Source organism: Bacillus sp. MT94, assembly GCF_058792475.1.
In genome coordinates, this window is record NZ_JBXAEZ010000001.1 from 693,758 (window position 1) to 713,516 (window position 19,759).

The window sequence follows — 19,759 nt, forward strand, 5'->3', positions numbered from 1 at the left end:
CCCGTCTTAGAGGATTAATGTTTTATTAGTTTTGCTATTTCATTTTCGAAAAGATTTTTGGTTAAATAGGTTATATCAAAGGAATCATTTATTATATTTTGAGTTAATAGCCATTGAGTGTTTGGTGATTCAATAACAAAGAATCCATTGTCAGAAATAACCTCATTCTTTTCTGTTGTATCTAGACGCATAATAGTGTAAATCGACTGCGTTGTTTTTAAATCCCTTATAAAATTTTCAGCATATAAGGAATTAAATCCATTCTCGATTAACATTGTTTTCCCTTCTTGAATAGACAATGGGAATAACTTTTCGATATTTTGTACGATGTGGTTTGGGAGAGTTCCTACAATGTTACTTTCTTTTTCCTCTTCTTGAAATCCTAGCTGTAATAAATTTTTAGATTCTAAAAATAATCTATCGTCTGAAATCTCTTCGATTTCATGTATAATACCATCTAAACTCTGATATGTAACGTTTGAAGTGTTATCAATATAAATGTTAGCAGTAATCGTTGTTTCGTTTGTAAAATCGACTTTTTGAAGTAATAATGAAAGGTGCGGATTACACATAGTGCTGAATAATTTCTTTATACCCGGTTGTAATTGCATTTCTTTAGTTTGTTGATTAAAGTTTAATAATCCTCTAGCAAATAGGGAATGCGCTGCAGTTAATAATATTTTTTCGACATCTGCTTTCTCTAGTTCATCATAGATAAGACTTAGTAATTCTTTTGCATAAGGTTGATTTTCTATAGAGTTCATTAGAAATGCTAATTCCTCTATGGAAACAATTTGTTTTTTATTCATAGCTCATAAAAAGTCTAATTAGAGACTTTTTTTACCTCATTTCTTCAATTGATTTTTAATTTATTTTAAAAAATTAGTGAAGCTATCTGTAAAACTTGAAATACTCTCTTTAAACTTTTGACGAGGTACAAATTTATCTGCCAATTCATTGAATGCGGTGCCACCAACAGTAGAACCAATAATGCCACCTGCAATTGCACCAACAGCTGTACCAACTGGAGGGAAAATGAATGAGCCAGCTAATGCACCCGCTTCAGCACCCGCTACTCCACCTGCATAAGTTGAAGCTAAATTTCCAACTACTTTTCCTGTAGAATAAACTGTATCCATAGCAATATTAACACCAGCTTGAGAGCCATCATATTTTTTAAAATCACTTTGTATGGCTGATGTTAATGAATTTACTTCACCTAATGTAGTAAGGGTAATGGAAGCTATACCAAAGGGTTTCATATTTTTTATAATATGCTTAGAAATATTAGATTCTTTAATACTATTTTTAGGAAGAGATTTATCTAATTTTCCTAATGATGCAGCGGTTTTTTCTAATGTTGAAAAGTCTTTCAAGGGAATTAATTTATTCCATAATTCTCCCGCCTTACCATTAACCCATTTACGAGTGACGATATCTACTAAATCATTTCTTTTTTTGTTTGGAATAACATTTAATACACCTGCCATTATACCTAATTTAACGGTGGGAGATAATGCGGTCATCAATCCCTTTTTGAGAGAATCGAGTAAACTCCCATTATTTGTGCATAACTCAGCTCCTGTTTCATCATCTACTTTTCTGAATTTTTCGGCTGCCCTTTTTAGTTGAGTTTCAATCTATCCAAGTAATGAATATATTTATTCATTACTTGGATAGATTGTTGAAAATCATAATAAAACTTTTCTTTGGTAGAACCATACCAAATTGATTCAAGATATGAGATATCTTTTCGAAGGTTGGTAAATTGTACTTGTGCTTGTTCTTGAGCACTTTTGAATTTTTCGGCTGAACATTCTAATAATTCTGGAGTCACGATAATATTCAATATGGTTAACCTCCTTGTATGAAAAATTATTTTAACCAAAAATATATTAGATGATAATTCCATTAATTTACTACTTAATAATATCAAATATTATTAAGTAGTAGTAGATTAATGTTGTTAATTTTATGATAATTAACAAAAATAAAAAAGAGATAATGTGAGATAGGAGTTGAAGGTACAACAGATTTCTCTTTAATAAAAGGTGATACGTTGCAGCAAGTAGAAGAATTAGAAGAAGAATTAAAAAGAAAATAATAAGTGTACACTCTTTCTACATTTGCTATATAATATAAATAAAAGGTTGTATCTTTTTGAAAAGGGGGAGAAGAGATGGCTGAAGTCAATGTACAAAAGTCTTCGTTTTTTAAAGAAAAAAAAGAAGAATCCAATACAGATTTCTCTCTTGTGAAAGGTGCATTAACGGAGAATATAAATCGGTTAGAGAAACTGATGAATAATAGTAGTTCAAAATATATACAGGTGAAAAGAAAAAAAGAAAATGCATAGAGCATTTTCTTTTGTTTTTTTATTTAATAGTAAACTTTTCTCTTATTTTTTCAGGCAAATCTGCTTTCTGAATCTCTTCATAGGACTTTACTTCAATTGATGATATTTCATTTTTATTATTATCATCTTGATCTACATAAAGGCGTAAAAACGCGTCTGCATTTAATTTATGATTGTTTTCTTTTTTTGTACTTCTAAATGTAATTTGTTTTTTGACGCCATCTTCATCATATGCGGGCAGCGTATAGTTTCGTAAGTTTCTACCATCTACCTTTTCGATAGTTCCTTCGCCTTTTATCTGCATGTAATATACATCTTTGCCAATTCTATTTAGTGACGCTCTCTCACAGCCAATAGTAAAACTAGAAAATAATAAACATAGTGTAATAATTGCTAAAAACTTTTTCATTTTCTTTATCTCCTTTAATGTGTTTCTTTAAAAAGTATACGGCTATTATTAAATGAGAAAAATCGATATAGATTACAATGCCCTTACAATGTTGTAAGAGTGTTTTACATAAAATGAACAATAAAAGTTAAAAGAAAGGTAAAATAATGAATCATGGTATAATGATAAAAGACTTACATACTATTTTTTCATTTTGAAAGGAGCTTGAAAAATGTATTCTACTTTAGAACAATTAACAAAGCACCCTGTATTTTATCATTTTGCAGAAATTTCAAAGATTCCTAGAGGATCAGGTAATGAAAAGGAAATTAGTGATTATTTAGTGGGCTTTGCAAAAGAGCGTAACTTAGAAGTCATTCAAGATGAAGCATTAAATGTCATTATTAAAAAAGAAGCAACAGCTGGTTATGAAAATGTACCAGCTATTATTATTCAAGGTCATATGGATATGGTTTGCGAAAAAAATCAAGCAACAGTACATGATTTTGAAAAAGATCCAATTGAATTAAGAATCATTGGGGATATGTTATATGCAAATCAAACAACTTTAGGTGCTGATAATGGTATTGCAGTTGCGTATGCATTAGCTTTATTAGATTCAAAAGAAATTACGCATCCAGCACTTGAAGTCGTTATCACTACTGAAGAAGAAACGACAATGGGCGGGGCTTTTGCTATTGATCCAAATCATTTTGAAGGAAAGATATTTATAAATATTGATTCTGAAGAAGATCATAAATTACTTGTAAGTAGTGCAGGTGGTGCGAAAGCTGTTGAAACAATTCCCGTAATTTGGGATGAAACGCCAGCGAATATGGATGCATACCGTCTATATGTTGGTGGTCTAAAAGGCGGACATTCTGGTATGGAAATTGATAAACAACGCGGTAATGCGAACAAAGTATTAGGACGAGTATTACGTGATTTATCAGCACATACGGAGTTTAACATAAGTGAAGTTCACGGCGGATTAAAAACGAATGCAATTCCGCGTGAAAGTGTAGCTACAATTTTAATTCGTACAGAAGATGTAGGACAAGTAGAAGAAAAACTAGAATCATGGACACGTGTATTACAAGAAGAAATGCGTGCTGTTGATCCAGATGTTCATGTTACACTGACAAAATTGGATGAAAAAGTTGAAAAAGTTGAAAAAGTTGAAAAAGTTGAAAAAGTATTCGCTAAAGAGACACAAAAGCAGCTTATTTCATCATTATTCTTAATTCCAAATGGCATTCAAAGTATGAGCATGGATATTAAAGGTCTTGTAGAAAGCTCAACAAATTTAGGCGTTATTGAAACGTTGCAAGATGAAATTAAATTACGTAACGAAGTGCGAAGTTCTGTAAGTAGTTTAAAACAACATGTTGCAGAAGAAATCAAATATATTGCTGAATTAGTTGGTGCTACATTTGAAATAGAGTCAGAGTATCCAGAATGGCCATACAATCCAAACTCACAAATTCGTAATTTATTTGAAAAAGTGCATCAAGAAAAATACAATAAAGAAATTGAAATCTTCGCTGTGCATGCGGGGATTGAGTGTAGCGCATTCGTTCAAAAAATGCCTGAATTAGATGCAATTTCATTCGGACCAGACATTTTTAACGTCCACACTCCAGATGAACATATCAGTATCTCTTCTGTAGTGAATAACTGGGGATTCTTCATTGATGTAATGAAGGGTACAAAAGAATTAGCTAAGTAATAACGACGAAATAAAAAGGAGCCTATAAAAATTTATAGGCTCCTTTTTTGTATTGGAATTTATCCCGCTATTTGCAGAGCAGCCCGATTGGTTTAACTAACAATCAGTGGGGGATGAATAAAACCACTACTGATCAAAGTTTCACTTTATGAGAAGTCATTTTTCGTTAGTATGTAATATTAAGCTTGAACAATTAATAAGGATGAATTGTTGATGTTTTTTAGTACTGATGAAGGGGTGGAGAAATGAAGGGAAGAAAGCATTTTATTGTTTGTATGTTTTTATTGTTCTTCACATTTAGTTTTATTGGTGTTCAGAAAATAATAGCAGAGGAAGTTGAATTTACAGGAACAACAGCTCCATTGAATGTAAATGTTAGAGAGGCAAAAAGTTTGAATGCAAATATTGTAGATGTGATTCCCGGAAATACAAAAGTATCTTTTAAAGGATGGGAGTATGGTGAAGCGGTTAAAGATTACTGGACAGGAAATTTAGATAATCGTTGGTTTTATTATTTTAAAGATGGAAAAAAAGTATATGTAACGTCAGCGTATATTAATGGAAATCCTCCAAATACATCAATAGATCGTAAATTATCTGTACCTAACATATTACAAGAAAGATCAAATTGGTGTTGGGCAGGCACTTCGGTTTCAGTTTTAAATTATTTTGGGAAAACTCCTTCACAAGATCAGTACGTTAGGTATGTTAAGGGTGGATCATATAATAATCCTGCAACTTCACGTGAAATACAATATGGATTATCGGGATATGGTGTTAGCTCAGCTATAAGTTCTGGAGCAAAATCGTATGATTGGTTCAAAAGTCAAATTAATAGTAATCAGCCGATGATTGCACTCATTATGTGGCAAAATGGAGCTAACATCGGACACTTTGTAGTACTTGATGGATTTTATAAAGGGACAAATGGAACAGATTATATAACGTACATGGACCCTTGGTATGGTGATCATTATAATCATAATTTCAGTACGTTCCATAACAATAATAATTTTTGGTGGAGTGAAACTGTTTATAATATCCATGCAAACTAATAATATTAAAAGCGGGGGTTCATAAATGGGAAAACTACTTAAGCTTGTGATACCGTGCATGTGTTTAATGACCGTTATTATTTTCGCTAGTAAAATTAGTTATGCATCAAAAAATAAAAGTGAATCGGTACAATCGATCGCATTAAAAGATTATCAATATAGTAAGGGAAGTTCTTCTGAAAATTTAAGCTTTGAAAAAATAACAACATCTCCATTTTCGTTACCAATCTATGAAACAATTCCAGCACAGCAAATTTTAAATAGCTCTGAATTTAAGCATTTACTATTACCAACAAATGAAAAGTTGTGGTTTATTATGAAGGGTGAGCAGCCAGAAGGACTAATTGTTGCGAATGATATTGAACCGATTCGAACGGGCGGAGAAAATAGAAGTAAAGATTTATATGGATTATATACAGCAATAAAGAATAATACAAATGAAACAAAAGATATTAGTTATTTCGAATTTGAAGGACAAGGAATATTGGTAGTAAATCAAAATAATGATCAAGAAATATACCTTAGTAAAGGTGCCGCTGCCATATTAAAACTTCCTGCTGGTCAAAAAGTATTGAGCAGTGAAGTATTACAGAAAATGAAAGAGAGAATTGTAACTGCTTTTGAATAGTTAAATATAAACTGAATAAACAAATCAATAAATAAATGAATATGTATTTAATATGAAATTTCATGTACTGTATTATTTTCGAAAATAATACAGTACATAGTATAAAAAGAATAACATAAGAAAAGAGTGTAAGATTTTATGAAAAAATGATGATTATAGTAGAAATAGTTGATTCTTACTTGTTTTGTATAAAGTTCGATTCAAATTACACTTCACATTTAAAATATTTAAATAATTCAAACGGAAAAGCTTGACCTTCACACTATGTAAAGGTTTACAGTAAGACAGAAAAGGAGGTTAAGAAATGAAAAAAATAACGAATTTGTGTATGAGTGCTATACTAACCACATCTATTTTCAGTGGTTATGCTCTAGGGAAAGGGATTGAGAAAGTTCAGGCGAAGGAAATTGAAAAAACGCAAAGAAAAGATATGAAGAAAGTAGAGGTACGAAAACAAGTAGGAAAGTATACAATGCCAGATGAAAAAAGCAAACATGAAGGAACATGGCTACAATGGCCTCATGAATTTACATATGGGCAAAAATATCAGCAAGAAGTAGAGCCAATTTGGATTCAAATGACAAATGCTTTAAGCAAAGGCGAAAAAGTTCATATTGTTGCATATGATCAAGAAGAAAAAGAAAGAATTACTGAGGTTTTAATAGATCACGGGGTAAATATGGGGAAAATTGATTTCTTTATCGCACCTACTGACGATGTATGGGCGAGAGATACTGGACCAATTTTTGTTTATGATAATGACAAAAATCTAAAGATATTAGACCCAGGATTTAACGGATGGGGAAAGAAAACACCATATAAGAAAGATGCTCGTCTTCGTGAGAATCTTAGTAAACAGTTAGGAATTGAAAGAATTGATTGGAATAAATTTGTTCTTGAAGGTGGCGCATTTGAATTAGATGGTAATGGAACTGCTTTACTAACTAGAAGTGCTGTAACGAATAAAAATAGAAATGCAAAATTGTCAGAAAAATATATTGAAAAATATATTAGTGACCTTGGGGTAACAAATTTTATTTGGTTAGATGGAGTACCTAACTTAGATATTACTGATTTTCATATTGATGGATTTGCAAAATTCCACGATAAATCTACTATTATAACATTAAACAAAAAAGATTTAGCTGAATGGGGAACGTCTGATAAAGATATTAACAAGTTGTTGCAGGCAAAAGATGCTGAGGGTAATAAGTACAAGTATGTATATCTGCCGCTAAGCAAGAATAATGTTACATTAGAAAACGGAAAGCAACTTGATTATAAAGGTTCATATATTAATTATTATATAGCGAATCAAGTTATCTTAGTACCTAACTATAATGACCCTAATGATAAAATAGCAAATGAGACGATTCAAAAACTTTATCCTGATCGTAAAGTGGTGGGGGTTGATGTAAGAGAGCTTTATAAAAATGGTGGTATGATCCATTGTATTACTCAACAACAACCAATTAATTTAAAATAATATATTTATAGTGTTTAGGGAAGTTTTCTATTTCTTATGAGAACCTGTTTACCTATTTTATTTTATTTTTTATCCTGCATTAACGGGCAGCTCTAATGATTAAAGTTTCAGTTTATAAGTTAAGTATACCTTTCCTATAAACTGAAGAAACCCACCCTTTTTGAAAAAGCTTAATCAAAATGGATGGATTTTCTACATTAAAAGCTATACTTGCTGTTACGGAAGAAACATTGTCTAAAGGTATGTTTTTACCTTTTAAAAGTTCCTGGTACAATTAGTCTTACTAAAATATCTAAATACAATCTATATTTTTTCTTTTAGCAAGCCATACATGCCCATTACCTTCAGAATACAGAATTACCTTAAATAATAAAAGTTCAGCGACTTTTCTGTTTTTATTTGTAAATGAACCACATTATACTTGGTCAATTATTGTGCAACCTTTTCGAATAAATGATTTTCTTTATTTGAAAATAAGGGTGCATCTATAAAACCATAATGATAAACTAAAATACCTAATTCTACTCTAGAATTAATATGCCATTTTTCTTTAATATGATTAATTATCGTTGAAATTCTTCGAGGGGTAACATATATTTTTTTTGAAATTTCTACATCTGTAAATCCTTTTGCTACATAAATAGCCACTTCTAACTCTCTTTCGGTCAACATTCTTTTCATAAAATACGCTCCTTCGAAATGATTTATATAAAAATCAAAAGAAACTATTAAAAGAAATAAAGGTGGAAAATCATATTTAGTTCTTTTAATTTCGCTATTTGCGGACAGTAAGATACCCACCTCAAAATTTAGCTGTGGCAAAGAAGTCGGACTCTCTGTAAATGCCTGCCTGGAGTGGACTAATAATCAGTGGGCATGAATAAAACTCCCATTGATTATTAGTGAACCATATTTTAATAATTTCTCGTATTGTGATACAAGTTTGTAAAAGAAACTATAAATCCATATAATTAGTAATTGTAACTATATTAATTTTACATTACATTAAAAGTTGGAAAATATTCTTATACTCATAAAGTGTTACATTTGAGGGAGGAAAGATGGAATTCTACAATCTTGGTATTATTATTAAAGAACTTAGAAAGAAAAAAAACATGTCACAATCTGAATTATGCCATGGAATATGTTCACAAAGTCAAATTAGTAAGATAGAAAAAGGTATTATTTATCCATCTAGCATATTGTTGTATCAATTATCTGAAAGACTTGGTATTGATCCAAATTATATATTTGCACTAACCAAAAACAAAAAAATAAAATATATTGAAAATGTAAAATATGTAATGAGAGATTGTGTGAAACAAAAACAATATAATGAGCTTTACGAAATAGTGAAAAAAGAGAAAAACGAAAATAATTTCCAATCAAAAGAAGATAAACAATTTCTATTATGGCATGAAGCGATTGCTATATATTATGTAAATGGAGCAACAATTAATGCTTTTGACATTTTAAATAGAGCACTAAAACAAACCTTAAGTAGTAGTAACTTTTTATCAGAAAAAGAAATAAGCATAATGAATTCAATTGCTATAATACATGCAGAAAATAAAGAGTATGAGAAAAGTATAAATATATTAAAACAAAGTTTAATTAATTTTAATAAGATAGAATTTCCTAGAGAAAAAGAAATCAAATTAAGACTCATTCATACGTTAACAAAATGTTTACACCTTGCAAATCAATATGAAGAAGCAATAAAGTATAGTGAAATAGGCATAAAATTAGCCATAAATATGAATACTTTATACTTATTAGGTGAATTATTCTTTGAAAAAGGTGCAATTTTATTAAAAGTTCAGCACTCTAATGAAGTTGGTTTAACATACATAAAAAAGGCATTATTTATATTTGAATTAACAGAAAGAAAACAATATATAAAAATGATCAAGGATAAATATATTAAAAATCAAGAATAAACAAGAAATAATTCTAACATAAGTGATTCCTAATTGGTATTTATTCCTAAAAAAAGTGCTGTAATACGAACTATTCCTAATTGTTGTTTATTGCTAAAATAAGTACCGTAATATTAGATAAAAATAAAGGGTGGCATTTTATGAAAACAAGAGGGATTACTCGTAAAGCAGATAGCATGGGGCGTATTGTTATTCCAATGGAAATAAGACGGAGTTTAGGAATTGTAGAAAAAGATTCTCTTGAAATGTTTATAGAAGAGGATCAGATTATTTTACGAAAATATCAATCTCCAAGAGCTTGTGCACTTACAGGGGATATTTCAGACAGCAATATTTCGTTAGCGAATGGGAAGATTATTGTAAGTCCAAACGGCATGGAACTGTTAATAAAGAAGTTACAGCAATATCTTTTAAAATAAAAGGTAAGTAAGAAATTTAAAATAGAATATACTTGGAAAAAGGTCCTCTATCACCATTTAGGGGACCTTTTTATTGTTATCAATAAAATTGAGAGGCCGTAGTTGGTTCAATGAAATACGAATTAACTCATAAATAGTCTGACTATTTTTTATAAAAATACTATTTATTTACATTTTTTGGTTTCGTGTTATATTTTTAGTGTCAATATATTTATCTTGAAAATTCTGATTTTAAACTCAGGAAAACTTTAGAAAATGAAATACTCTTACTTGAATTGAAAATCATATAAACATAGTTTGAAAGTAAAGTATGAAAATGAATCAGATTTTCAAATTAAATTTGCCAATTTAACGGAGATTCGTGGGGGAAATGTGACTAAGAAGAAATCTCTTATACTCCACGTTTTTTATCTGTAAATTGGTAGTTCTAATAGCTTTGAAGAAAAGCAAAGGAGCAAAAAAGAAGTAGGTAGTTCATTTAATAGAAGATATGGTGTGAAAAAATAAAACAACGGAGGTTTTATAATGAATAAAGGAACACTGCAGATTACAGAAATTGAAGAAATTAGCATTCCTAATGTATTGAAGGATAAAATCAAGAATCTAATAGACTATGAATTAAAAACTCATAATCCGTATACTTGTGATCAAGAAATAGCTGCAAGCTTTTCGAGAGAGTGGCTTAATTGTTTGATTGATTATTCAAAGAAAACTTCGAATTCAGACATAAAAAAACTACTACATATGATAAAAGTAGCGAATTGTGGTGGGAACGTACCACCTACTCTTATTAAAAATATTCCATGTGATCCTATGGAAACACTATTACCTGGGGAGAATCGCAAAGGTTTTAATTATGGTGAAGACGAAGACGATAGAATGAAAAAATATTTTTATGCAGAATGGGTCACATGGCTTTTTGCCACACTTTTTAATTATGATGCTTTAATTCACCCATCCGAACATGCAGGGAAAAATAGATTTCACCTCATTTCCCCTTTGAACAACGATGAAGTTTTGCGAAATGTCGGTGCAAGCACCGGTGGTGGGAATTTTTATCAACATAACGATGCCACAGTGTTTACAGATATGAAAGACCAATCAGATATTGAAGCAAGATTGAAAACATTCAATACAAATTTAGAAATTGTATCAAATAGACTTAATAAATCCGTGGAACGAATAGTGTCTGAAATTACTTGTGGAAAATTTACTAGAGTTGATGCTCTTTTATTAAAAGGAGTGTTAAATTTAAAAACTCAAACTCATATTGGAACGCCAAAATTACTTCAAAAGCATCTTGAAGAAAATCACTTCAGTAAAGATGATATATTGGCGATAAGTAAAATGCCTATTGCTCATATCGCAGGAATGGCGGATGGTGAAATATCTGGATTTGTAGGGGAAATAAACCAAATTATATTTTTGGATGATAATGGTGATATTATTGCAACTTGTTTGAATGGAGCAGAAAATAGATTGATTTATGTGGGAGAAAGTGAAGAAGAAAAATTGAAATTTGACATGTTTTTAGAACTCTTACGAACAACGCCTACTTATAAGGTTCCACTTACATCTGAAGATTTATTAATTATCCCAAATTCATACTATGGTAAACAAACAAATGTAACTCATGGTAGGGAAAGGTTATCTGAGGAAGAATATAAAATCCCGATTGGAGATAATAAGTACGGAAGAAGAATTGTTTGCAGGCAGTACGTTTCCAGCCGATTACGTGATCAGAAAGAAAGTTACTTTACAGATATCATTAACTAGTTTAAAGAGAGGAGGGGCGATGGGGAGGTTTGGGTTATAATAGCTCAAGCCTGCCCCTATTCTTTGTATGGATTTTACTATTGAATTACTCATACTACTATTTTTAGTAGCTGTATTAGCAGGATGGATAGATACAATTGCTGGGGGCGGCGGTATGATAACTATCCCGATAATGTTATTAGTAGGTATGTCTCCTTCTGTAGCGATAGCAACTAATAAACTACAAGGGAGTAGCGGAACCCTCATGGCAACAATGATTTTTATTAAGAAGAAAGAAATTAATCTCAAAGATATGCGTTTGTCCATCTTAATGACCTTTTTGGGATCCGTTTTCGGTGGATGGCTTGTTTTACAGATACGGGCAGAATATCTAATCATGATATTACCTTTTTTACTTATTATTATTGGTCTTTATTTTCTATTATCTCCAAATATAGCAAACGAAGATCGACCGAGAAAAATAAGTATGTTGTTGTTTGCGTTAACAGTGGCTCCATTCCTTGGATTTTATGATGGCTTCTTCGGCCCAGGAACAGGTAGTTTAATTGCTTTAGCATTCATTCTTTTATGTGGATATAGTGCTACAAGAGCAACTGCAAATGCTAAGATCTTGAATTTTACAAGTAATTTCGCCGCTTTGTTATATTTTATTATTTTTGGCCAAATCGATTGGACAATTGGGTTGATTATGATGCTTGGTCAAATTATAGGATCATATATTGGAGCGAAGATGGTGCTTACAAAAGGGACGTCATTAATACGACCAATAGTGGTTATTGTTTGCTTTGTCATGGCAATTAAAATTTTTTTACAAAATATGAACTAAATGTAATCAAAATATTATTTGGATCAAAGTTAGAGTGTTTTCATGTTCTTATTGCAGTATTACGCTGTTTAAGATGTGTTCAAAATTACACAATTTGACTAGTGTAATGTATTGCGTTATGCTTTTTTTAGTATAAAAGAAAGGCTTGAAGATAATGATTCGTCGTTTGAGAAAGCTAAAAAATGTAGCTGTCGTAGTAAGCTTCTAAGTAAATAGCAAAATATATAATACTTAGAAGCGAGGAATAAAGTTATGAAGTATCCATTATTTAATCATTGGTCAGAAACACAGTATATAAAAGATATAGTAACAAATCCACTCATTGAAGTGGGAGAGTACTCCTATTATTCAGGCTATTATAGTCATCAAAATTTTGAAGATGGCTGTGTAAGGTATTTGTGGGGGGATGCTAAGTCTCAAGCACTTTTCAATCCAATTGAACAGATGGGATGGCATCTTGATAAACTCATTATTGGGAATTATGTTTGCATTGCAAGTGGAGTAGTCATTTTAATGGGTGGTAACCATAATCATCACTCAGAATGGATTACAGTATATCCATTTGCTGAGCAAATTGAACAATCATATGAACCTAAGGGCGATACAGTCATAAAAAGTGATGCTTGGATTGGAATGAATGCTATAATAATGCCTGGCGTTACTATTGGTGAAGGGGCAATTGTTGCTGCGGGATCTGTCGTAAGTAAAGATGTTCCGCCGTATACAATAGTTGGTGGAAATCCTGCTAAGGAAATAAAGAAACGATTTACTGATACAGAAATAAATATGTTAATGGAAATGCGTTGGTTTGATTGGGATAGGAAATTGATTGAGAAGGCAATTCCGCTGTTATCTAGTCCATCCATCGAACCATTATTTGCTTTTTATAAAAATAAAGTGAAAAATAAATAAATCAGTTAGAAAAACTACATCCAGTATAGGGTGTAGTTTTTTTATTACAAAAAACTAATAGTTTAGACTAAAGAAAATTCATCTCTAATATAAGTCTAGCAAATAGCTGAATTGAATAATTAAAATCCTTGATAGCTAATAAAGCATTAACGGGCAGTAAGACCCCCACTGATTAAAGTTTCACTTTATTTTTTGTAAATATGGAACAAATGTAATATCTAGATTGTCTATTAATTGTAATCCTAAAAAATATGAAAGTGCGAATCATTTTGAAAAATATAAGGGGATTAAAAATAGGGATATGTGTGGGAATACAAAGTATCAGGGCATCTAAAAGTGTCGGGTGAGATGGTCTATATGAAAGCGATTCTAATGTCTTATATGTATATACAATTTGAGAACACTGTCTGTTTTTTTGAGATTATGTTAGAATAACGCTTTTTTGAGTACAAAGATATTGGAGGTAACAGAAGTGAAAGGTATGTTTTGCAAGAGATTTATTGCAATAGTAACAGTGCTTACACTATTTTTTAGCATGTTCGTTACATTTGGAAGAGCAGCAGCGGAAACAGTTTCTGCTATAGACGTTGAAGCGGGATCAGCAATTTTAATAGAAGCAAATTCCGGAAAAATTTTATATGAAAAAAATGTAGATGAATCATTGGCAATTGCTAGTATGACAAAAATGATGAGCGAATACTTAGTTCATGAAGCGGTGGATAAAGGAAAACTTAAATGGGATCAAAAAGTTAAAATCTCTGAATATGCACATAAGATTTCGCAAGATCGTTCATTATCAAACGTTCCATTAGAAAATGGTGGCTCTTATACGGTAAAAGAGTTATATGAGGCAATGGCAATTTACTCTGCAAATGGTGCAACAATTGCTTTAGTTGAACAGATTGCTGGTAAAGAAGTTAATTTTGTAAAAATGATGAACGATAAGTCGAAAGAGTTTGGAATGAAAGATTATAAATTTGTAAACTCTACAGGCTTAACAAATCAAGATTTAAAAGGATATCACCTAGAAGGGACAACTCTAGACGAGAAAAATAAAATGTCTGCAAGGGATTGTGCAATTTTAGCACAACGTCTTATTCAAGATTTCCCCCAAATATTAAATACAGCAAAAATTCCTAAAAAAACATTCCAAGAGGGTGGTAAATATCCAATTGATATGGCGAACTTTAACTGGATGTTAAAAGGTTTAATTAAGCAATATGAAGGTGTAGATGGTTTGAAAACAGGAACGACTCCAGAAGCGGGAGATTGTTTCACTGGTACAGTAGAAAGAAATGGTATGCGCCTAATTTCTGTAGTGATAAAAGCAAAATCTCATACGGCACGTTTTGATGAAACAAAGAAATTATACGATTATGGATTTGCGAATTTTGAAGTGAAGAATGTCTACGGAAAAGATTCAGTAATAAAAGGATATGAAACAGTTCGAGTGGCAAATGCAAAAGACAAAGATGTAGTAGTTCAAACGAAGCAAGCTGTTTCACTTCCAATGCCGAAGGGCAATAAAGACATTTATAAAAAAGAATTTAAAGTATTGAATAAAGAACAAGAAGCGCCTATTAAAAAAGGTGTAACAATTAGCAAAATGATTATCTCGCCTAAAGATAATACAGATCCTGGGTTCTTATCAGGTAAATCATTACAAATAGACCTTGTAACAAAATCTGATGTGGAACAAGCAAATTGGTTTACACGTTTTATACGTAAAACAGGATCTTTTTTTAGTGGTATGTGGGATAGTGCGATTGATATAGTAAAAAGCTAATTTTATAGGATACAACTAAATGTTTCACTTTATAAAAATTTAATAAAATCTTTTCTTTGTATTAAATATTTTGTTTTAAATTATGTATATAAAGAAATGGAGGTCAAATTAACTTTGTACTGCTTATATTAGGAATTTAAAGAAACAATATGTACAATTCTCCCACTACATTCTTATAGTGGCCTTTATGAACAGCAAAATTTACAATTTACAAGGAGAACATTTTATGAGTAACAGAATAAAAGAATTAGATTCCATACGAGGGTTAGCGGCACTTACTGTGGTATTTGGACATTTTTGTTTAATGCTACCATCGTTGCCTAATTCTATTAAATTTTCCCCGCTTAGGTTTTTATGGGCGGGTGGGGAAGCTGTTATCGTTTTTTATGTACTAAGTGGTTTTGTGTTATCTATGGCACTTTATCATTCAAAAACAAATTATTGGGGATATTTAATTAAGAGATTTGTAAGAATCTATATTCCTTATTATTTTTGGATAATCGTTACCTTTGTTTTATTTATTTTATTTTCGTCGTATGAAGTGGTAGGATTACGGGATTGGTTCTATGATAGGTGGCAAGGGTCTATAACAAAATTAGATATTCTAAACCACTTTGTGCTTCTTAATAACTTTTTTACGGAAAATTATAATCCAGTTATTTGGTCATTGGCTCAAGAAATGCGTATATCTATTGTGTTTCCTTTGTTATTCCTTCTTTTTTATAAACTGAATTGGAAGAAAACGATACTATTTGCTTTGAGCTTTTCATTAATTAGTGTTGTTCTTAATATGTTGCATATTGGGAAAGCTGAAGGGTTTTATAATGGTTATGCTGATACACTGCATTTTACATCTATGTTTATGGTTGGAATGTTACTTTTTAAGTATCAGGAAAAACTTATCTACTCATATAGGAATATGAAAAAAATTAAAAAAGGATTTCTTATTACATTAGGGGTTATTCTATATTTATATTCCATTTTAATTTATGGTTTTTCCCGTAATGATACAACTTTCTTAATAAAAGATTGGGGTGTCGTAATGGGGGTTAGTATATTTATTATAATGGCTATGAGTAACCTAAAAGTAAAAGCATTTTTAAATAAGAGTGTATTTGTATATTTAGGAGAAATTTCATACAGTATCTATTTATGTCATTTTCCAATCATGATGGTACTATTTAAACTTTTGTATACAAATATACCTATCTTTTTCCTTCTTACTTTGTGCATTGCAATGACACTACTTTTTTCTATAGTTTCATATCATTTAATCGAAAAGAAATGTATCAACTGGGCAAAACAAAGAACAACAAATTTTTTGAAAAAAGTATAATTCCTAGATAGATTGTATTTCTTTAGTAAATATATGAATATGACCGATTCCTAAGTATACTTAGGAATCGGTCAATTTTAGATTCTAAATGTAAATATAGTAAAGTGGAATATAATTGAAATCGAAAACCACTTAGAAATAACAATTACGGTGTGAGCTATTGTATAGTATAGATATGGTTAATAATAAAGGGGGAATACATATGTGGAAGCGATTTGTAGCAATTGGCGATAGTTTTACAGAGGGGATAGGGGATGAAGTTGAGGGAATTGCATTAAAAAGCTGGGTAGATCATTTTGTTCAACTGTGTGAAAACGATGTAGAATATGCCAATTTTGCAAAGCGTGGGTTAGTAACTGAAGAAATTCGCTCGCAGCAATTGGAAAAGGCGCTAACTTTTAATCCAGATTTGGTTAGTCTCATTGCAGGGGCAAACGATGTTTTAAAAGGACGTTGGAATCATGATGCATATAAGAACGATATGGAATTTATGGTAGATACATTAAGTAAAGCAGGGGCTGATATTATTATAGCAAACCTTCCGGATTTTACAGTTAGGCTTCCTTTTGCTTTTGAAAAAAAACAAGTAATAAAAGAACAATTATTAGAGGCAAATGAAGTTATACGTTCATTGAGCAGAGAGTATAAGCTTCATCATGTTGATTTTTGGAATCATCATTTAGTTAATGACAATACGCTTTGGTCTAAGGATTTAATTCATCCAAACTCAAAAGGATATGTAAAAGTTGCTGAATTAATTTTTAGTAGTTTGCCTGTACAGAAGACAAAATAATAGTTTGCAATGTAACGAATATGGTATTAATTGTATTAAGCTATGTTTTTTAGTAAATGGAAAGAACTAAACATTTAGCAAACAAAGCGTATCTACGATATATTTCTACAGTAGTGCATAAATGTAGAATCACAAAGAAAGATCACTTATGGAAATAGGTGATCTTTAAACGTTTTTATAACTAAATTAAAATATATACTGTATTACTAACAATTTCGTACTACATAAAAATTAAGTTCTCTTATAGAAAAACTGATTTTATATTATCTTAAAATATAATAACATATTCAAATCATATTTTGGGTATGTATCCTAATTGTGAATAATGTGTAATTTTTTTGAAGTATAAATATCCAATAAATAAAATAGGTAGTAGGTGCAGAAGTATTAATACTATATTATTCAATTCTGTTATGAGTACATTAGTAATTGGTAGTATTATATTTTTATTATCAATTTTAGTTATTGGAATTAATTTGCATAGAAAATATGTAGGATAAGAAAAGATAAATATACTTTATTGTATATTTATCTTTTTGTTTAGTAGGATTTATAGCCTCTTTAAACTATTATGTTAATAAAATTAAAAAACTTAATTTTTGATATCCTTATGGCTAAAGCCATCTATAAAATGGCAATATAACTAAATAATTGTTTGGTATGATTTTTGGATTTGGTTTTTTTATCCGAATTTTCTGATTCAAATATTTCAACTTTATGAATATAGTAGGTGAAATATTTGTGTGATAGTATTTGAGATAGAAAAAAGCCAACTTTAAAAAGGATGTGAATTGAATGTGCAAACGACTGTAAAGGGTTATATTAAGGCAACGTTTAGCTGTTATTAGTGTAAGGGAAAGATATATTTTGTAACAGTTGATATAAAAATGAAGAAATGGGTACGCTTTATTTTATCTGACTATTTTATAGATATAAAAAAATAATAGTTTAAGTTTTGACGAAGTTAAATTTTAGGTGAGATGTCAATAATGATTAATTTGGTTTAATAAAGAGGTACCTTATACGCAAAAGCGTTTATATTAGTAACCTAAGGAGCTTGCTTTTATGAAAACTACCGATTCAAAAGGCCTATTAGGAAATAGGGTATATTTACAAGTTTTCTCTGCCTATTCATTGCTTATGCTTGGTGTTTTTATTGATATGTTAGCGATTATGACTATAGTTGGGTTTGAATGGGAAGTAGATCCTACTATGATTGGATTGATTCCTGTTGCATATGCACTTCCAGGAATTATTTTTGGCTCATGGGCAGGTGTTATTGCAGATCGTTTTAGAAAAATTCCAATTATGATGTTCTGTAATCTAATGGTTGGTCTAATAACGATTGCTCTTTTATTTGTACAAGATATCCACTGGCTCTTAGTGGCATTAATGATTCGTTCCATTTTTATTGTTTTCTATTATCCTGCACAGCAAACACTAACAAGACAGATTGTATCCCCGGATTTGCTTACTAAAGCAGTAAGTATCAACGGAATAGTAGAGCAGGGTACCAAAATAGTAGGCCCACTTATAGGGGGTATGTTGCTGAGCTGGTTTCAACCAGAGTTCTGCCTCATTATAAGAGCTATAAGTTGTTTATTAGCTACCTTAGTTCTCATACCCACAATAAAATTTAAAGAAACTATATCGAAAGAATTTGTTGAAAAGCAAAAACAAAGTACTTGGACCGCTTGGGTACAAGGGTGGGGTTATGTGTTATCTAATCGGATAATATTATCAACCATGATTTTCGTTACAATAGCCATGGCAGTATTACAATTAGTAGACTCACAATTCCCAACTTTATTTAAGAGCCTATTCCCACATGATAAAAGTAAAATGGGATATATCATTTCTATTATTGGTCTTGGCGGGATACTTGGTGCATTACTAACTCAGAAATTAAAACAATTTCAATATGGCTGGGTAGTATGTGGAGGTATGGTTTTAATGGGAATTGGTTTTGGGGGGATTGGTTTGATAACGCCCGGTACGGTCTTCGTTTTAGCCTATTTAATTAGTTTTATCGCTGGTATCGGAAGTGGGCTGATGCTTGTATCTAATCAAGTCATATTACAAATAGAATCCGATCAAGATCAAGTAGGAAGAGTATTTGGTATTCAAAGTAGTTTAACAAACGCAGTTTTAATTATTTCTCCTGCTATGAGTGGCCCATTAGTGCATTTGTTTGGAGTAACTCAACTCTATGTTTATGGAGGGATTGGGCTTGTTATTATTGGAGTAATTGGAGTTTCAATGCAGAAATATTTATGGGGTAAACATAAACACGAACCTATAAGAGCAAATAATTTTTGAAGGGAAGATT

At 30.8% G+C, this 19,759-nt stretch carries 19 protein-coding genes; 14 read left to right on the top strand and 5 right to left on the bottom strand.

Going from position 1 to position 19,759, the window contains the following annotated elements:
- Positions 1–14: 14 nt before the first annotated feature.
- From AC1Q51_RS03445 to AC1Q51_RS03455, 3 genes are all read right to left on the bottom strand, one after another.
- Positions 15–809, bottom strand: coding sequence for a YfjC family protein (locus tag AC1Q51_RS03445; protein WP_176518896.1), 795 nt, complete (start codon positions 807–809; stop codon positions 15–17).
- 60 nt (positions 810–869) lie between these two features.
- On the bottom strand, positions 870–1,526 hold the full coding sequence (locus tag AC1Q51_RS03450) for a glycine zipper domain-containing protein (protein WP_257206323.1): 657 nt from the start codon (positions 1,524–1,526) through the stop codon (positions 870–872).
- Positions 1,527–1,624: 98 nt separating this feature from the next.
- The gene (locus AC1Q51_RS03455) at positions 1,625–1,849 is read right to left on the bottom strand and encodes a WXG100 family type VII secretion target (protein WP_492331375.1); all 225 of its coding nucleotides are present in this window, start codon (positions 1,847–1,849) and stop codon (positions 1,625–1,627) included.
- A 330-nt stretch (positions 1,850–2,179) separates the two neighbouring features.
- Between AC1Q51_RS03455 and spoIISB the strand changes: the two genes are divergently transcribed.
- A complete protein-coding gene (gene spoIISB / locus AC1Q51_RS03460) occupies positions 2,180–2,356 on the top strand; it encodes a stage II sporulation protein SB (RefSeq protein ID WP_088024060.1) in 177 nt (58 codons plus the stop codon).
- A gap of 19 nt (positions 2,357–2,375) precedes the next feature.
- Here spoIISB and AC1Q51_RS03465 read toward each other — a convergent pair whose 3' ends face one another.
- Positions 2,376–2,765 (bottom strand): YxeA family protein, encoded by a 390-nt coding sequence (locus AC1Q51_RS03465; RefSeq protein ID WP_000713869.1) that lies wholly within the window; start codon positions 2,763–2,765, stop codon positions 2,376–2,378.
- A 211-nt stretch (positions 2,766–2,976) separates the two neighbouring features.
- Between AC1Q51_RS03465 and AC1Q51_RS03470 the strand changes: the two genes are divergently transcribed.
- The 4 genes from AC1Q51_RS03470 (at position 2,977) to AC1Q51_RS03485 (ending at position 7,642) form a co-directional block, all read left to right on the top strand.
- A complete protein-coding gene (locus AC1Q51_RS03470) occupies positions 2,977–4,473 on the top strand; it encodes an aminoacyl-histidine dipeptidase (RefSeq protein WP_492331376.1) in 1,497 nt (498 codons plus the stop codon).
- Positions 4,474–4,718: 245 nt separating this feature from the next.
- A complete protein-coding gene (locus tag AC1Q51_RS03475; protein ID WP_053564490.1) occupies positions 4,719–5,528 on the top strand; it encodes a C39 family peptidase in 810 nt (269 codons plus the stop codon).
- A gap of 25 nt (positions 5,529–5,553) precedes the next feature.
- Positions 5,554–6,156, top strand: coding sequence for a hypothetical protein (locus AC1Q51_RS03480; RefSeq protein WP_071729953.1), 603 nt, complete (start codon positions 5,554–5,556; stop codon positions 6,154–6,156).
- Between the two features lie 304 nt (positions 6,157–6,460).
- On the top strand, positions 6,461–7,642 hold the full coding sequence (locus tag AC1Q51_RS03485; RefSeq protein ID WP_061661054.1) for an agmatine deiminase family protein: 1,182 nt from the start codon (positions 6,461–6,463) through the stop codon (positions 7,640–7,642).
- A 429-nt stretch (positions 7,643–8,071) separates the two neighbouring features.
- On the opposite strand, the gene AC1Q51_RS03490 is transcribed toward AC1Q51_RS03485, so the two are convergent.
- Complete coding sequence (locus AC1Q51_RS03490; RefSeq protein ID WP_000827555.1) at positions 8,072–8,323, bottom strand: response regulator transcription factor; 252 nt, start codon at positions 8,321–8,323, stop codon at positions 8,072–8,074.
- A gap of 380 nt (positions 8,324–8,703) precedes the next feature.
- On the opposite strand from AC1Q51_RS03490, the gene AC1Q51_RS03495 reads away from it, so the two are divergent.
- The 9 genes from AC1Q51_RS03495 to AC1Q51_RS03535 all read left to right on the top strand — a co-directional run bounded on the left by AC1Q51_RS03495 (position 8,704) and on the right by AC1Q51_RS03535 (position 19,749).
- Positions 8,704–9,582 carry a helix-turn-helix domain-containing protein gene (locus AC1Q51_RS03495; protein ID WP_016512835.1) on the top strand — a complete coding sequence of 293 codons (879 nt, stop codon included), beginning with the start codon at positions 8,704–8,706 and terminating at the stop codon, positions 9,580–9,582.
- Positions 9,583–9,722: 140 nt separating this feature from the next.
- Positions 9,723–10,001: an AbrB/MazE/SpoVT family DNA-binding domain-containing protein gene (locus tag AC1Q51_RS03500; protein ID WP_016512834.1), complete on the top strand. Its 279-nt coding sequence runs from the start codon at positions 9,723–9,725 to the stop codon at positions 9,999–10,001.
- Between the two features lie 525 nt (positions 10,002–10,526).
- Positions 10,527–11,777 (top strand): hypothetical protein, encoded by a 1,251-nt coding sequence (locus AC1Q51_RS03505; RefSeq protein ID WP_090976595.1) that lies wholly within the window; start codon positions 10,527–10,529, stop codon positions 11,775–11,777.
- Between the two features lie 67 nt (positions 11,778–11,844).
- A complete protein-coding gene (locus tag AC1Q51_RS03510; protein ID WP_000347984.1) occupies positions 11,845–12,603 on the top strand; it encodes a TSUP family transporter in 759 nt (252 codons plus the stop codon).
- Positions 12,604–12,855: 252 nt separating this feature from the next.
- Positions 12,856–13,515, top strand: a complete 660-nt coding sequence (locus tag AC1Q51_RS03515; RefSeq protein ID WP_000876940.1) for a CatB-related O-acetyltransferase — start codon at positions 12,856–12,858, stop codon at positions 13,513–13,515.
- Between the two features lie 472 nt (positions 13,516–13,987).
- Positions 13,988–15,301 (top strand): D-alanyl-D-alanine carboxypeptidase family protein, encoded by a 1,314-nt coding sequence (locus tag AC1Q51_RS03520; RefSeq protein ID WP_000677652.1) that lies wholly within the window; start codon positions 13,988–13,990, stop codon positions 15,299–15,301.
- Positions 15,302–15,488: 187 nt separating this feature from the next.
- Positions 15,489–16,637 (top strand): acyltransferase family protein, encoded by a 1,149-nt coding sequence (locus tag AC1Q51_RS03525; RefSeq protein ID WP_098840022.1) that lies wholly within the window; start codon positions 15,489–15,491, stop codon positions 16,635–16,637.
- 202 nt (positions 16,638–16,839) lie between these two features.
- A complete protein-coding gene (locus AC1Q51_RS03530; protein WP_139213231.1) occupies positions 16,840–17,430 on the top strand; it encodes an SGNH/GDSL hydrolase family protein in 591 nt (196 codons plus the stop codon).
- A gap of 1,065 nt (positions 17,431–18,495) precedes the next feature.
- A complete protein-coding gene (locus tag AC1Q51_RS03535) occupies positions 18,496–19,749 on the top strand; it encodes an MFS transporter (protein WP_000858616.1) in 1,254 nt (417 codons plus the stop codon).
- Positions 19,750–19,759 lie beyond the last annotated feature (10 nt).

Bases quoted from the DNA above. Each gene is read 5' to 3' on its own strand.
- AC1Q51_RS03505 (WP_090976595.1), top strand. From the start codon at position 10,527: ATGAATAAAGGAACACTGCAGATTACAGAAATTGAAGAAATTAGCATT.
- AC1Q51_RS03500 (WP_016512834.1), top strand. From the start codon at position 9,723: ATGAAAACAAGAGGGATTACTCGTAAAGCAGATAGCATGGGGCGTATT.
- AC1Q51_RS03530 (WP_139213231.1), top strand. From the start codon at position 16,840: ATGTGGAAGCGATTTGTAGCAATTGGCGATAGTTTTACAGAGGGGATA.
- AC1Q51_RS03465 (WP_000713869.1), bottom strand. From the start codon at position 2,765: ATGAAAAAGTTTTTAGCAATTATTACACTATGTTTATTATTTTCTAGT.
- AC1Q51_RS03480 (WP_071729953.1), top strand. From the start codon at position 5,554: ATGGGAAAACTACTTAAGCTTGTGATACCGTGCATGTGTTTAATGACC.
- AC1Q51_RS03515 (WP_000876940.1), top strand. From the start codon at position 12,856: ATGAAGTATCCATTATTTAATCATTGGTCAGAAACACAGTATATAAAA.
- AC1Q51_RS03450 (WP_257206323.1), bottom strand. From the start codon at position 1,526: ATGACCGCATTATCTCCCACCGTTAAATTAGGTATAATGGCAGGTGTA.
- AC1Q51_RS03485 (WP_061661054.1), top strand. From the start codon at position 6,461: ATGAAAAAAATAACGAATTTGTGTATGAGTGCTATACTAACCACATCT.
- AC1Q51_RS03470 (WP_492331376.1), top strand. From the start codon at position 2,977: ATGTATTCTACTTTAGAACAATTAACAAAGCACCCTGTATTTTATCAT.
- AC1Q51_RS03445 (WP_176518896.1), bottom strand. From the start codon at position 809: ATGAATAAAAAACAAATTGTTTCCATAGAGGAATTAGCATTTCTAATG.
- AC1Q51_RS03490 (WP_000827555.1), bottom strand. From the start codon at position 8,323: ATGAAAAGAATGTTGACCGAAAGAGAGTTAGAAGTGGCTATTTATGTA.
- spoIISB (WP_088024060.1), top strand. From the start codon at position 2,180: ATGGCTGAAGTCAATGTACAAAAGTCTTCGTTTTTTAAAGAAAAAAAA.
- AC1Q51_RS03475 (WP_053564490.1), top strand. From the start codon at position 4,719: ATGAAGGGAAGAAAGCATTTTATTGTTTGTATGTTTTTATTGTTCTTC.
- AC1Q51_RS03495 (WP_016512835.1), top strand. From the start codon at position 8,704: ATGGAATTCTACAATCTTGGTATTATTATTAAAGAACTTAGAAAGAAA.
- AC1Q51_RS03525 (WP_098840022.1), top strand. From the start codon at position 15,489: ATGAACAGCAAAATTTACAATTTACAAGGAGAACATTTTATGAGTAAC.
- AC1Q51_RS03535 (WP_000858616.1), top strand. From the start codon at position 18,496: ATGAAAACTACCGATTCAAAAGGCCTATTAGGAAATAGGGTATATTTA.
- AC1Q51_RS03510 (WP_000347984.1), top strand. From the start codon at position 11,845: ATGGATTTTACTATTGAATTACTCATACTACTATTTTTAGTAGCTGTA.